Here is a 13,505-nt window from a genome sequence, read left to right on the forward strand (position 1 = left end):
GCCGACGCGGCGGCGGTCACCCCGTCCGTGCGCGGCTCGGCGACCGGAATGTTCGTCGGCCGGTGCTTCCACGACTACGCCGACGACATGATCGCGAACGGCCGGGACGCGGTCGCCTACGACGTGACGGGAACGGCCGTGGTGATGGCGGCCAACCGGGCGTCGCACCACTTCGACCTGACCGGCCCGAGCCTCACCGTCGACACCGCCTGCTCGTCGTCGCTGTACGCCGTTCACCTCGCCGTGCAGGCACTGCGGGACGGCTCGTGCGACATGGCGTTCGCCGCCGGTGTGAACCTGATCCTCACCGCACCGCACTACCGGCGCAGCCTCGCCATCGGCGCGCTGTCGCCGTCCGGCCGCTGCCACAGCTTCGACGAGCGGGCCGACGGCTACGTGCCCGCCGAAGCGGTCGGCGCGGTTCTGCTCAAGCCGCTGGACAGGGCGCTCGCAGACGGCGACCCGGTCCTGGCGGTCATCCGCGGCAGCGCCGTCAACCACGGGGGCCACGCCGGGTCGCTGACGGCACCGCACCCGCAGCGGCAGAGCGAGCTGCTGCGGCAGGCGTGGGCCGACGCCGGTGTCGACCCGGCCGGGATCACCTACTTCGAGGCCCACGGCACCGGCACGAAACTCGGTGACCCGATCGAGGTCGACGCCATCACCACGGCGATGCGACGGCACACCACCAACACGGGTTTCTGCGCGCTCGGCTCGGCGAAGGCGCACCTTGGACATGCCGAGGGCGCCGCCGGCATCGTCAGCCTCATCAAGGTCATCCTGTCGATGCGGCACGGAATGATCCCCGCCATGCCGTCCTACCAGCGCCTGAACCCGTACTGCGCGCTGGACGACAGCCCGCTGTTCATCAACACCGAACCGGTGGAGTGGTCGCCGGGGGGTCCGCGTCGAGCCGCCGTTAGCTCGTTCGGGTTCGGCGGAGCGAACGCGCACTGCGTGGTCGAGGAGGCCCCGGCGCGGAGCACGCCGCCTGACGAGCCGGCGCCGCTGTTGTTCCCGTACTCTGCCATCGACGACGATCGCCTGCACGATCTGGTGCGACGTCACCGCGACCACCTGCAGGAGCATGCCGACCTCCCGCTGGCGGGGGTCAGCGCTACCCTCGTCCACGGCCGGGATCCGCTGCCCGCCCGGGTCGTGCTCATCGCCAGCTCCATGCCGCAGCTGTTGCGCCAGCTCGACCGGGTCCTGCGCGACGGCGTCGAGATGCCTGCCGTGTACAACGATCCGGACTGTCCGGTGTCCGCCGCCCAGCGCACCGCCGCGACGCAGTGGGCGGCCGGTACGGCCAGCGACCTGCCGGGCCCGGACGCCGTGCGGCTGACCCTGCCGGCGCACCCCTTCGCCGGTAACCGTTACTGGTACCGGCCCCTGCCCACGGCCACCGCCGCGCCGGGCGGCCAGGACCCGTCCGGGGCCGACGACGAGCTACGGCGGTGGGTTCACGACAGCGCGTTCTCCGGTCGTCGGGTGGCCACCGGCATGGACCGCCTCGACGGCCTGGTACGCCGATGGTGTCGCCTGCTGTTCCCGTCCCCCGCCGTGCTCAGTGCCGGCGCCGACCCCCGGTACGACCGTCTCGTGGCGGCGCTGACGGAGCTGCTGGCCCGTACCTCCTCCGTCGACCGCACCGATGACAACGTCGCGTTGACCGAGGAGCTCGACGCCCTCACCCGCGACCACCCCGAACTCGCCGCCTGGACGAACCTGGTCCGCGTCTGTCTGCCCCAGCTGCCAGCCATCATCGCCGGCGACGCCGACCCCCTGGAGGTGTACTTCGCGCCGCAACACCCGGAGCTGCTCGCCGCGATCTACCGCGACAGCGCCATCGCCCGCCACTTCAACGACCTCGCCGCCCAAGCCGTCACCAGCCACGCGCGGCACCTCGGGGAGCCCGGACGCCCGGTGCGCGTCCTGGAGATCGGCGCCGGCACCGGCGGCACGACACACGCCGTGCTCGCCGCCCTCGAGGAGGCGGAGGTCCCGGTGCGGTACACCTTCACCGACGTCTCCCCGTCCTTCCTGCCCACCGCCCGCACGACGTTCGCGTCGCGCCGCACCCCGATCGAGTTCCGGGTTCTCGACCTGGACCGACCCCTGGCGGACCAGGGTTTCGCGCCGTCGAGCGCCGACATCGTCATCGCGGCCAACGCGGTGCACGCCACCCGCGACGTGGCGGAGAGCGTCCGGCGTGTCGCCGGGCTCCTGACCCCCGGTGGCCTGTTCGTGCTGCAGGAACTGACCCGCAGCCGGGACTTCGTCACCGCGATGATCGGTGCCCTGCCCGGATACTGGGCCAGCACGGACCCCTCCCGCCGGCTGCCGGGCTCACCACTGCTCACCGCGCCGATGTGGCGGTCCCTGCTGGCCGGCAACGGGTTCAGCGGCAGCGTCGCCTACGGCAGCGCCGACCAGGCCGAGGCCGACTTCGACAACAGCGTCATCGTCGCGGTCACCGCCCCGAGCGCCAGCACCACGGGCGAGGCCCCGCTGGTCGTGGCGGCGGTCCGCACCAAGCAGGCGCCCGCCGAGCCCGCCGCCCCTGCCGGCCCGGCACCGGTCCCGGAGCCGCCCCCGGGCGGCCCGAGGACCGTGGACGCGATACGCCACCACCTGCGGACGACATTCGGCGAGTTCTTCGGTGTGCCGGAGCAATCCGTCGACCCGGCGGCCACCTTCGACAAGCTCGGCATGGACTCGCTGAGCGCCATCCAACTCGCGCGGGCCCTGGAGGCCGACTTCGGAGAACTGTCGAAGGTTCTGCTCTTCGAACATCCCACCATCGATGACCTCGCCGAGCATCTCAGCACCCGGGCGGGCGCCACCGCGCTGACCGGTACCCCGACGGCGGGCGAGACCGCAGCGGCCACCCCGACGTCGGTCCCCGAGACCGACGACCCGGTGGTGATCGTCGGGATGGCGGCGAAGTTCCCCCGGTCGGCCGACCTGGGGCAGTGGTGGGATCACCTGGCCCGCGGCGCCGACCTGGTCACCGAGATTCCCTCCGACCGCTTCGACTGGCGGGAGGTCTACGGCGACCCGCGCACCGAGGCGGGCCGCGTGAACAGCCGCTGGGGGGCTTTCTGTGACGGCGTGGGCGAGTTCGACGCGGCCTTCTTCGGCGTAACTCCGTTCGAGGCCGAGCTGATGGACCCGCAGCAGCGCATTCTGCTGCAGACGGCGTGGCGGGCGGTCGAGGACGCCGGCCACGGCCCGGGCTCGCTGCGCGGTAGCCGCACCGGCGTGTTCGTCGGCGCGACCTCCCGGGACTACGACGGGATCCTGCAGGCTGCCGGCCGGCATCGCGAGGGGCACTTCATCACCAGCAGCGGCCATTGCCTGATCGCCAACCGGCTGTCGTACCACCTCGATCTGCGCGGGCCCAGCGAGGCGGTCGACACCGCCTGCTCCAGCTCGCTCACGGCACTGCACCGTGGGGTCACCAGCATCCGCGCGGGGGAGTGCGACGCGGCGATCGTCGGTGGCGTCCACCTCTTCCTCACCCCCGATCTTTTCGTCGCCCTGGGCCAGCTCGGTGTGCTGTCGCCGGACGGCCGGTGCGCCACCTTCGACGCCCAAGCCAACGGCATGGTCCGGGGAGAGGGCGCGGTGGCGGTGCTGCTCAAGCCGCTCTCACGCGCCCTCGCCGACGGCGACACGGTGCACGCCGTCATCCGCGGCAGCGGCGTCTCGCACGGGGGAGGTCGCCACGCCAGTTCCCTGATGATGCCGGAGCCGGCCGCGCAGGCCGAGCTGATCACCAGGGTGTACCGCAACGCGGGTGTCGACCCACGCACGGTGGCCTACGTCGAGGCCCACGGGACCGCGACCCAACTCGGCGATCCGGTGGAGGTACGGGGACTGCGGATGGCGTTCGCTGACCTCACCGGGCAGGCCGATGACCAAGCAGCGATGGCCTGGTGTGGCCTCGGGTCGGTCAAATCGAACATGGGCCACCTCGAGGCGGCGGCCGGGCTGACCGGGGTGGTGAAGATGGTCCTCGCCATGCGACACGGAGTCCTGCCGCCCACCATCCACTACACCACGGCGAACCCGTTGCTCGAGTTGGCGGGTAGTCCCTTCTACGTGCTCGACCGCCCGCGACCGTGGGCGCCCGCCGGCCTGCCGCGCCGGGCCGCGGTCAGTTCCTTCGGCCTGGGCGGCACCAACGCGCACGTCCTGCTCGAGGACCATCCGCACCCGCCACGGTCCGGTACGCGCACCGGCCCGCACGTGCTCTGCCTGTCCGCGCGGACAGGCACGGCACTGATCGCCGCCGCGAGCCGACTTGCCGACTTCCTCGACTCAACGAGCGACCTGCCCGACATCGCTGACGTCGCGCACACCCTGCGGGTCGGACGCGACGAGATGCCGCACCGGCTGGCCGTGGTCGCCGGCGACCTGCCCGGCGCCGCGACCGCGCTGACCGCCTTCGTGAACCACACCGCCTGCCCGGGGGTGTACACCGGCACCGCCGCCGCCGGGTCAAGCGCGCCGGTCGAGCGGCACAGCGATCCGCACCGGGCCGCGCAGGGCTGGGTGACCGGGGGGCCGGCATGGCAGCCGCCGGACTCCGCGAATCGGCCACGCCGGGTGTCACTGCCCACCTACCCGTTCGCCCCCGACCGCCACTGGGTGGTCCCGCCCGCGGGCGACGCCCCGCCGGCAGACCTGACCGAGCTGCTGCTTGCCGTCAGCCGGGGCCGGATCTCGGTGGAGCGGGCCGACGACATTCTCGGAGGTGTCTCATGAATCCCGCCCTTTCGCGGCAGGAGATCCTGGCCCGGGTACGTGACGGGGCCATGTCCGTCGCCCAGGCGACGGCCGCCCTGGGCGGTGCGGTGACTGCGGGCGCGCATCGGTCGCTCAGCCGCCTGAGCCTGTTCGAGCCCGACTGGCAGCCCGGCGCCGAGGTAGCCGTCAGGGCGAAGGAGGCCGGCCGGGACCTCGTGACCGTCCTGGACGGCGACTTTCCGTCGGGCACCGCCGACAGCACCGCACCGGGAACCGTGGTCACCACCACACCGGGCACGGGCTACCGAACCGACACCGCCGACGGTCATCTCGTCGGTAAGGCCGACGACCGTGGCTGGGAAGACCTGTGGGACGAGTTGGACCGACGCGGCCGCACGGCGCGCACCGTCGTCGTGGTGACGGCGGCGGACCCGGAACACAGCCTCGACGTGGCCTACCCGCTGGTGCGTACGCTCATCCGGCGAAGGGCCAGTTCCCCGCCCGCGGTCGTCTTCGCCACGGTCGGCCAGCACAGCGCGGACGTCGCGGCGGCGCTCGGCGCCTTCGGCCAGATCGCCTCTCTCGAGGACCGGCGGCTACGCCTCCTGTCGGTGTCGCTGCCCCCCGCGGAGGCGTCGACCCTGCCGGAGATCGTCCGTCGGGCAATTTCCGAACTCTCCCTGGCCTCCCCGGGCCTCGGCGAGATCCGGTACCGCGACGGTCGCCGGTCCGTACGGCGGCTTCGCCCGGTGGGGTGGCCGGCTGACGCGCCCGCGCTGCCACCCGGCGGGGTGTACCTGCTCTCCGGTGGCGCCGGGGGCATCGGCCGGCAGCTCGCGGAACGGCTCGCCCGTGACACGGGCGCACGGATGGTCCTGCTCGGGCGCTCCGCGCCGAGCGCGGCGACCGACGAGCTGTGCGACCGGATCGGGCAGCTCGGCGGCAGCGCCCGGTACGTGCGAGCCGACGTCACGCGCCACGCCGACGTCGCCGCCGCCGCCGACCTGGCCCGCGCCACCTTCGGGGACCTGACCGGGGTGCTGCACCTCGCGGGCGTCAACGAGGACACCTACGTGGTGAACAAGGCCGCCGGTGCCCACCGGCGGGTGCTGACGCCGAAGATCGCGGGCGTCCGCCACCTCGACGACGTCACCCGGCACGACCCCCTGGCGATGTTCGTCGTCTTCTCCTCCGTCGCGGCCTACCTCGGCGCCCCCGGCCAGGCCGACTACGCCGCCGCCGGCCGTGCCCTCGGCGGTTTCGCCGAAACCCGGCAGGCGCAGGTCCGGGCCGGACTGCGCAGCGGCCGCACCGTGTCTATCGGCTGGCCACTGTGGGTGGACGGCGGCATGACCCTGTCCGAGCGCGACCGGTTGGCCACCGAGGCGTTGCAGGGCATCACGGCCATGCCGGCCGACGACGGGTGGGCGGCCCTGCGCGCGGCGCTGGCCCTCGACGGCCCGGAGGTCCTCGTCGCGCACGGCGACACCGACCGGATCCGCCGGTACGTCGACACCCGCGCCGGCGACACCGAGTCGGGCGGCGAGGACGTCACCGACCCGGACGGTACGGCCGCCGTGGAGCGCTTCCTCGTCGGCATCGTCAGCGACGTGACCCGGATTCCGCCCGACCGGCTGGATGCGGACCAGGAGTTCTCCGCCATCGGCGTGGATTCGGTGCTCATCCGCCGCCTGGCCGTGGTGCTCGAGGAGAAGATGGGCCCGCTGCCCGCCACACTCTTCTTCGAGTACCGGACCGTCCGCGAACTCGCCCGTCACCTCGCCGAGGCGTTCCCCGCTCCGCTGCGCTCCGCCGTGGCCGCCTTCACCGCCTCCGCCACTCCCACCACCGCCAACCCCGTACCGGCGGCCGTGGCACCGTCACCGGCCCGGGCGACCAGCACCCGTCCGGCTCATACCGCGTCTGCCACACCAGGCTCCGAGGGCATCGCGATCATCGGTGTGGCCGGTCGGTACCCGGGCGCGCGGGACCTCGACGAGTTCTGGACCATGCTGCGCGACGGCCGGGACGCGATCACCGAGGTGCCGGCGGACCGCTGGGACCACCACCGCTACTTCGGTGTCGACCGGCGACCCGGTACCAGCTACGGGCGCTGGGGCGGGTTCATCGACGACGTACGCCGCTTCGACTCGTTGTTCTTCGCCATCGCCCCTCGCGAGGCCCAGCGCATGGATCCGGCCGAGCGGCTCTTCCTCGAAGTCGCCTGGTCGGCCATCGAGGACGGCGGGTACACCCCCCAACGCCTGCAGCGCGCCGCGGCGGCCGGCGGCGGCCACGCCATCGGCGTGTACGTCGGCACCACCGGGCTGGGCTACCAGCTGATCGGTGCCGACCAGTGGGGTAGGGGCAATCCGGTCTCCGCCCACTCGATGGACTTCTCCCTCGCCAACCGGCTGTCGTACCTCCTCGACGCGCACGGGCCGAGCATGGTGATCGACACGGCCTGCTCGGCATCACTGACCGCCCTGCACGTCGCCTGCGAGGGCCTGCGGCATGGCGACTGCCGGGTGGCCGTCGCCGGGGGCGCCTACCTCAATCTGCATCCGAGCAAGTTCGCCATGCTCGCCGAACAAAGGATGATCTCGCGCGACGGCAAGCTACGCGCCTTCGGTGCCGACGCCGACGGCTTCGTCCCCGGCGAGGGAATCGGCGCGGTCCTGCTCAAACCGCTGGCCGACGCCATCGCCGACGGTGACCACGTATACGCCGTCATCCTCGGCACGGCCGTCAACCACGGCGGCCGGACGAACGGCTACACCGTCCCGAGTCCCCGCGCGCAGGCCGAGGTGGTCTCGGCCGCGCTGGGCCGCGCCGGTGTGGAGCCCGCAACGGTCAGTTATGTGGAGGCGCACGGGACCGGCACCGAGCTGGGCGACCCGATCGAGTTCGACGGGCTCTGCCGCGTCTTCGCCGATCCCGGCGGGCGGCGACAGTACTGCGTACTCGGGTCGGTGAAGCCCAGCATCGGCCACGCCGAGGCCGCCGCGGGCATCGCCGGCCTGACCAAGGTGCTGCTGCAACTGCGGCATCGGGAACTGGTGCCGACGCTGCACAGTGACCCGCCGAACCCCCGTATCGACCTTGCCGCGAGCCCGTTCCGGCTGCCGCGGCACCGGGAGGCGTGGCAGCCCCTCGGGCCGGGGGTGCCCCGGCGGGCGGCAGTCAGTTCGTTCGGTGCCGGCGGTGCCAACGCACACGTCGTCGTCGAGGAATACCTCGCCGATCCGCCGCCCGGCAACGGCGGGGACCGTGCCGAGGAACTGGTGGTGCTTTCGGCGAACACCCGGGACCGCCTCGCCGCCGTCGTCGACCGGCTGGCCGCCCGGCTCGGCGACCCGGCGCTCACCGGCCGGCTCGGCGACATCGCGTACACCCTGCAGGTCGGCCGTCAGGCGCTCGCCCACCGCCTGGCGGTCCGCGCCTCCTCCGTGGCCGAGCTTCGTGATCGCCTGAGGCGGTGGTACGGCGACGAGCAGCCCGAGCAGGTGCGGTACGGGCACGTGCCTGACGGGAAGACCGCGAGGTTGGAGCCCGCCGAGGCCGACGAGGTGTTGTCGTCACGACGGTGGGACACGCTCGCCGCCTGGTGGGTCGGTGGCGCCAGCGTCGACTGGCAGCGGGTACCCCGGTCCCGTCCACCGCGCTCGGTTCCGCTGCCGGCGTATCCCTTCGAGGGCCCGGAACACTGGCCGGTCGTCGTCGACGCGCCCTCGTCCCACGCGGGGCCTGTCCTACCGGCGCACCTCGTGCCGGTGCCCGGTGAGGCGGACGGATCCCTGTTCGAGGTACGCCTGGACCGACGGTCACCGGTGGTGGCCGATCACCTGATCGCCGGCCGTCCGCTCCTCGCCGGCGTCGCGCAGCTCGCCCTGGCGTTGTCCGCCGCCGGCCACCACGCCGGAGCCCCGGTCACCGTGGTCGACGACGTCCGCTGGCGGGTTCCCCTCGACGTCGACGGTCGCTCCTGCGCGGTGCGGGTCCGCCCCGTCGGTGGGCGGTTGTCGGCAGAGGTCCGCAGCGGCACCGGTGCGGACACCGTCGTCCATTCCACGTTCACGATGCGTACCGACCCGCAACCGGACGGCGCGTCGTGCGACCTCGACGCCGTGCGGTCACGGTGCCCGCGACAGACCGACGCCGAGACGCTCTACCGGCAGGCCGTGGCCCACCACATGGAGTATGGGCCCCGGTACCGGCGGGTGCGGACGCTGTACGGGGGCGACGGCGAGGCGCTCGCCGCTCTGGACCAGCCCTCGGCCGGCGAGCGGGACGACACCGACGAGGGCTGGCCGCTGGATCCCGGCGTCCTGGACGCCGCCCTGCACACCGTGCACGGTGCGCTGCCTGAGGACGCCCACGATCTCACCGTTCCCGCGGCAGCCGCGCGCATCGACGTGTACGGTCCGTCGAGCGCCATCCGCTGGGCACACGCGCGACGTACCGGTCTGGATCCGGAGCGTGGCGTCGCCACGTTCGATGTGCTGATGTGCGACGGTCAGGGCCGGGGCGTGCTGGCCGTCACCGGGCTGCGGGTCCTGCGCCGACCGGCGCCCGTGCCGTACCACCGCCCGGCCTGGCAGATCCGGCCGGCCGGCCCCGTCCGACGTGCCACCTCGGAACCCGTGCTGGTGCTCAGCACCCGTCATGACTACGGCCTCGGGGCCGCGCTCGCCGCCGCGTACCCGGGGGCGCGCCGGATCGGCCTGGATGACGGGTTCGATCCCGGCGGGATCTCGGGCCCGGCCACCATCTACTTCCTCGGCGGGGTCGACGACCGTTGGTACGATCCCGCCGACCCCGACCACCTCGTCCGGTCGTGTCGCACCGGGCCGCATGCTCTGCTCGCCGTGGCGCGCGCGCTGGCCGCAAGCCGTCAGCGTGACATCCGGCTCGTCGTCGTCACCAGTGACGCCCAGCAGACGGATCCGGCCACGGCTGTCGGCAACCCACTCGCCGCCGCCCTGCACGGACTGGCCCGGACCATCTCGAGGGAGCTGCCGTTCGTCGAAACCGTCTGCGTCGACCTCGATCGGTTGGACCTGGAACTCGGTGCCGCCGGCGGCGACTGGATCGCCGTCCGGTATCGCCTCGCCGCCGAGCCGGCCACCCAGCCGATGACCGAGGTGGCATGGCGCGGCGGCGTCCGGCTCGAGAAGACGCTGGTACGCGCCGTTCCGCCGGCCCCGTCCGAGGCGCTGCCGGGGCTGCGGCAGCAGGGCCGCTACCTGCTTATCGGCGGCTGCGGGGGTCTGGGACAGACCATCGCCACCCAGCTCGCCGGTTACCGGGCCCGGTTGACGATCGTCGGTCGCCGCCGGGAGCCGGACCTGCCTCCCGGACAGCTCGAGAGCCTGCGCGCCGCGGGTGCCCAGGTGCGCTACCTGCAGGCCGACGTGACCCGCGTCGACGAGATGCGTGCGGTCGTCGCCGCGATGCACGCCGAGCACGGCGGCATCGACGGCGTGATTCACACCGCGTTCGTTCTGGCCGATCGGACGCTGGCCCAGATGGACACGGCTACCTTCGATGCCGCCTACGCCCCGAAGGCACTGGGAACGGCGGCCCTGTGCGCGGCGCTGGCGGCTGAGAACCTCGACTTCGTCGCGCTGTTCTCGTCGGCCATCGCGCACACCGGCAACCCCGGGCAGGCCAACTACGCCGCCGGTTCCACCGTGCAGGACGCGCTCGGCCTCTACTTCGCCGCCCGCCACCACCTGCCAGTCCAGGTGATCGACTGGGGTTACTGGGGGGAACACGGCGCGGTCGCCGGCGAGGACTACCGCGAACGCATGTCGCGGGCCGGGGTGGGGTCGCTCTCCGATGCCGAGGGGGTCCAGGTCTTCGAAACCATCGTGCGTGGCGGCGCGGACCACGTCGTCCCGGTGCGCGCCGCCGCCCTCGCCGCCGCCACCCCGGTCAACGACGGGGTGCGGCACGAGGGGCTGCCCCCCGGGCCGTCCGCCCTACGTGCGATCCGACACGCTCTGACGGAGCATCTCGACCGCACGCCGGAACCGTTCCCTCCGGATTACCTCGGTGTCCTCGACGCCTACAGCCGCCTCCGCATGTACCGGTCGCTGCGCGACGCCGGCACGCTGCCCGGCGACGGCGTCCTCGTCGACGGCGGCGGGCCGGCGTGGCCCTTCGACGGCCCGCAGAGCTGGGCACGCCTGTACCACGCCGTGCTCCAGGCACTGGGCCAGGGCGGGCTGCTGACCGGCGGCGCCGCGCCGCCCGGCCCGGACGGCGCGGCCGCCGCGGAGGACCGCGACGCCATCCTGCGACGCTTCCCCGGTGCCGAAGCGACCTTGGCGTTGATCGACGACTGCGCCGCCGCGCTACCGGACGTGCTGGCCGGCCGCCGTCGAGGTCTGGACGTGCTCTTCCCCAAGGGCTCGCACGAACGGATGGCCGCCATCTACGCCGGCGACCCAAGGGTGCGGCACTTCAACACGCTCACCGCCCGGGCGGCCGACGCGTTCGTCACCGCACGACTGTCCGCAAGCGACGCGCCCCTGCGGATCCTGGAGATCGGGGCCGGCACCGGCGGCACCAGCGACCTGGTCCTGCGGACCCTGCGCGACCGGGCGGAGAGGTTGACCTACGACTTCACGGACATCTCGCCGGCCCTGGTGCACCAGGCGCGGCAACGGTGGGCCTGGGCGCAGCCGTGGACCCGTTTCGACGTCCTCGACATCACCGAGCCGCCGCCCGCGGGGCGTCGTTACGACCTGGTCATCGCCACCAACGTGCTGCACGCGACCCCGGACATCCAGCGGACCACGAACCATGTGGCGCGGCTGCTGGCCGCCGGGGGAGTGTTGCTGCTCAACGAGGCCACCCGCGTGCTGGACAGCGTCACCCTCATCTTTGGTCTCACCGAGGGCTGGTGGCTGGCCGAGGACCAGCACCTGCGGCTGCCTCACTCACCGCTGTTGAGCCCCGCCGGATGGAGCGCAGTGCTGGCCACCGCCGGCCTACAGGGCGTGCGACACCACGCCGTCAACGGGTGGCCCGACGAGCGCACCGCCCAGCACCTCATCGTCGCCGAGCAGGGCCGATGGCGGCACCACGCCGACCAGTCCGTCGCGCCGGACTCCACCACGGCGGCGGAGGACCGTCCGGGCGCGCCCGCCGCCCCAGGCGCCGGTGGAGCACGGGACGAGATCCTCGGCGAGCTCACCCGCATCTGCGCCGATGTGCTGCGGGTGCCCGAGGAGGACCTCGAGACCGGTGCGGACCTCTCCACCTACGGGGCGGACTCGCTGCTGCTCATGGAACTGTTGGAGCGTCTCGAACGGACCTTCGGTCCGCTGCCCGCGCACACCACGCAGGGCTCCCTCGACGCCATCGCCGGGCGGTTGCTCAGCGCACAGCCCGCCGACTCGCCGGTCGGCACCCCGGACGCCGTGGCCGGTCACCGGTCCACCCCGCCGATGCCGCCGGCGTCTGCCGCGGGGCCGGAGGCGCCCGTCGACCCGCCAGCCCATGCAGACGAACCGATCGCCATCATCGGACTGGCCGGACGCTATCCCGGTGCGAGCGGCCTCGACGGGTTCTGGACGGCCCTGCGCGCCGGCGCCACCATGATCACCGACGTGCCCCCGGGCCGTTCCCCCGACCTGAGGGGTTTCCACCGGTGGGGCGCCTACCTCACCGACGTCGACCTCTTCGATCCGCTGCTGTTCCGCATCTCCCCGGTCGAGGCGCACCGGATGGAGCCGGCCGAACGCCAACTCCTGCAGGTGGCGTGGGAAGCCCTGGAAGACGCCGGCTACCCGCCCACCGGCGACGGCGGTGGCGGGCGCCGCTTGGGCACGGACGTCGGGGTGTTCGTCGGCGCCATGCACACGCAGTACGAGCAGCTCGCCTCGCACGACGCCGCCCGGCCCGGCGGGGCGGTACTGTCCGCGCGCTGGAGCCTGCCCAACCGGATGTCGCAGTGCTTCGGTCTGCGCGGCCCCAGCATCGCGGTCGACACCGCCTGTTCGTCGGCCCTGACCGCCATCCACCTCGCCGTCCGCAGCCTGCGTGACGGCGAGTGCGCGGCGGCGCTGGCCGGGGCGGCGAACGTCATCCTGCACCCCAGCCACGACGAGGCGCTCAACCGCGGGGGCATTCTGTCACCCGATGGCCGGCCCCGGGTCTTCGACGCCGAGGCGAACGGCATGATCACCGGCGAGGCGGTCGGCGTCGTGCTGCTGAAGAGGCTTTCCGACGCGGTCCGCGACGGTGACCGCGTCCACGGGTGCGTCGTGGCGACACGCCTGAACGCCGACGGCGGCGCCACGGGATACGCCGTGCCCGACGCCGACGCCGAGGCGACGCTGATCACCGAGGCGCTGCGGCAGGCGGGCTTGAACAGCGGGTCCATCGACTACGTGGAGGCGCACGCCACCGGGTCGGCCATCGGAGATCCGGTGGAGCTCGCCGCGCTGCGACGGGCTTTCACCGACCTCCCGCCCATCGGCTCGCTGAAAGCCGTGATCGGCCACGCCGAGGCCGCGTCGGGGATGGCCCAGCTCACCAAGGTCCTGTTGCAGATGCGGCACGCCACCATCGTCGGGACCCCCGCCACCGACCGCCCGCACCCCGGCGTCCCGCTGGTCCGCGAGGCCGTCCCGTGGCCGGCTCGGCCCGGCGTGCCGCGCCGAGCCATGATCAACTCGTTCGGCGCGGGTGGGGCCAACGCCCACCTGATCGTCGAGGAGCCGCCCCCGGCTCCCGAG

Annotated in this window: 2 protein-coding genes (1 of these 2 cut by a window edge); both read left to right on the forward strand. The window is 73.3% G+C overall.

What is annotated here, in order from left to right:
• Positions 1 to 4,773 carry the end of an SDR family NAD(P)-dependent oxidoreductase gene (locus ABD52_RS18215; protein WP_047892628.1) on the forward strand. It extends 5,142 nt beyond the left edge of the window, so 4,773 of the gene's 9,915 nt are visible here — the last part of the coding sequence; its start codon lies off the left edge, out of view; its stop codon occupies positions 4,771 to 4,773.
• Positions 4,770 to 13,505: SDR family NAD(P)-dependent oxidoreductase (locus ABD52_RS18220; protein ID WP_047892629.1), on the forward strand; the 8,736-nt coding region annotated here is incomplete at its 3' end. The genes ABD52_RS18215 and ABD52_RS18220, both read left to right, overlap by 4 nt.

This window comes from Micromonospora sp. RV43 (assembly GCF_001029515.1).
Lineage (GTDB): Bacteria > Actinomycetota > Actinomycetes > Mycobacteriales > Micromonosporaceae > Micromonospora > Micromonospora aurantiaca.